The 1661-nt window shown below is 66.8% G+C and carries 2 protein-coding genes; both read left to right on the top strand.

Translation table 11 applies throughout. The features are described from left to right. Window positions 1-151: 151 nt before the first annotated feature. Entirely contained in the window at window positions 152-850 is a 699-nt protein-coding gene (locus J0A65_RS23090; RefSeq protein WP_206596641.1) for a FadR/GntR family transcriptional regulator, read from the top strand. 31 nt (window positions 851-881) lie between these two features. Further along, window positions 882-1637, top strand: coding sequence for a GntR family transcriptional regulator (locus J0A65_RS23085; protein ID WP_206596640.1), 756 nt, complete (start codon window positions 882-884; stop codon window positions 1635-1637). Window positions 1638-1661 lie beyond the last annotated feature (24 nt).

The following is a 1661-nucleotide window of genomic DNA, read 5'->3' as shown; positions in this document are numbered from 1 at the left end:
CTCGGGCCCAGCACTGCATCGCCGAGCATGCACAAGCACGCAACGCCGAGCCCTCCGGCAGCCCACACACGCCACTGGCTCGCCCCGGCAAGACAGACGCCTGGGGGATGACGGCGGCCCACAGACGATTTCAACCATAGGGGAAGGCTCAATGTTCGCCTCATCCAAACGAGTCGATTCGATCGTTCAGAAGCTCCTTGAGCCCATAGAGCGCGGACAATGGGCCGTGGGCCAGATGCTGCCAGGACAACGAGAGCTGGCCGAGCAACTCCAGATCAGCCGCCCCAGCCTGCGTGAAGCCATCACCGTGCTGGAAACGCTGGGCGTCCTGCGCTCCCTGCCGGGCAAGGGCGTGCAGGTGCTGGACAGCTCGCCGCAGCAACGCGACGGCGCGGCCCGGCAAGCGATTCCGCGCTCGGCCACCCTGGAGAACGTGCTGCAGCTGCGCTATGCCCTGGAGCCATTCATCGCCGGCCTGGTGGCGCAGTCGATCGACGACAGCGCGCTGAGCCAGCTGCGCCTGCTCGTTCTGGACATGCGCGAAGCGGTGGAGGAACGCAATTCGCAGGCGTTGGGCACGGCCTACTCGGCCTTCCATCGCAAGCTGGTGGCAATCACCTCCAACCCGATCTTCCTCAGCGTGTCCCAGCAGACCGCTGGCGCGCTGGAGCAAAGCGACGGCCCGACCCTGCGCGAGCCTGAACACGCCGAGCAGGTTCTCGAAGAGCACGAAACCATCCTGCGCGCCATTCGCCGCCGTGACAGCGAGCTGGCCAGCCGCGCCATGCGCCAGCACATCCTCAACGAAGGCAGCCGTCTCGACCTGCAGCTGCAACTGCCAGAAACCTGAACACTGCTCGTGCCCTCGGAGAACCTCAGCGATGCGAGTCATCACCCCTGGCCCAGCGCCCGCGCAGCAGCAGCCTCCGCAAGGCATGAGCAGGCCGCCGGAACAGGCGCTCTACGAGGCACTGCAGGGCGCCATACTGCAACGCCGCCTGGCACCGGCGGCAGCACTGGACAAGGCGACGCTCGGCCAATTGTTCGGCCTGAGCAGCAACGCCGTGCAGCGAGCGCTGCAACGTCTGGCGCAGGATGGCGCCGTGGAACTGCCAGCCAACCAACCCGCACGGGTGACGCGCCCCTGCGCAAAACGCGCCGGCAAGTTGCTGCAGGCCCGCCTGTCGCTCGAGACGCAGATCCTCAGGTTGCTCCCTGCCCGCCTGGAACAGGCCGAACTCGAAAACCTCTGCGGGCAGGTACAACGCCAGCGCGACTGCCTGCAACGACGCGACCACGCGGGCCTGATCGAAGCCGTGAGCGGCGTGCACCTTCAGCTGGCAACGCTGGCGGACAACCCCTGGCTCCGGGATTTTCTCGCCAGGCTCCTGCGCCAGACCGCCCTGCATGTCGCGCTCAGCCGCACCCAGCCCTACGATGCAAGCGCCTGCGATGAGCAGCAGCGACTGATCGAACGGCTGGCCGAAGGTGACAAGGCCGGTGCTGAAACCCTGATGGAGCATCACCTGCGCAACCTGTTCGCCCGCCTGCGTTTCATCCCGCCGCCCACCACCGACCTGCACGCCGCCTTCGCCGGCAGGTTGGCAAGCAGGGCCACGGCACGAATCCGACGCTAGGTGCGCAGCCGAACAGAATCAAAC

The sequence above is a fragment of the Bowmanella yangjiangensis genome, from assembly GCF_017255015.1.
Classification (GTDB): domain Bacteria; phylum Pseudomonadota; class Gammaproteobacteria; order Enterobacterales; family Alteromonadaceae; genus Bowmanella; species Bowmanella yangjiangensis.
The sequence above is the reverse complement of the archived record's forward strand: the minus strand, read 5'-3'. Positions and strand labels throughout refer to the sequence as shown.